We start from the raw sequence: 321 nt of genomic DNA, 5'->3' as shown, positions 1-321 counted from the left end.
ACCTTATGCTGAGCTGATAGGTAAGTCTGACGACCCTAGGCTATTTGTAAAAGAACTAAAGGAAGAGCATCAGCAAGCCGCTGAAAAGGTGAATCAAAATTTTGTCGATAATGAATATTTGAACATTATCAACGGTGAGCCAGTATTAAAGCGAGCTATCAGTAAGAAAGTGAGTCAGCAACAAGAAAAATTTTCAAAATTGGTAGCATCAAAAATGCCGTTGACGGATATCGTCTCTGTACTTACTGACGTGGAAAATTGGCTTGGTATCAGTCGCCATTTAAAGCCCTTATCAGGGTACGAACCCAAAATAGATGATTA

At 38.9% G+C, this 321-nt stretch carries 1 protein-coding gene; it reads left to right on the top strand.

The window, feature by feature from the left end; all coding sequences use genetic code 11:
- Positions 1 to 321 (top strand): hypothetical protein (locus tag OQJ26_RS19375; protein ID WP_265705299.1); only part of this gene is annotated, 321 nt, incomplete at both ends.

This window comes from Legionella sheltonii, assembly GCF_026191355.1.
Lineage (GTDB): Bacteria > Pseudomonadota > Gammaproteobacteria > Legionellales > Legionellaceae > Legionella > Legionella sheltonii.
Note: the sequence above shows the minus strand (reverse complement) of the source record. Positions and strands in the feature narration are given on the sequence as shown.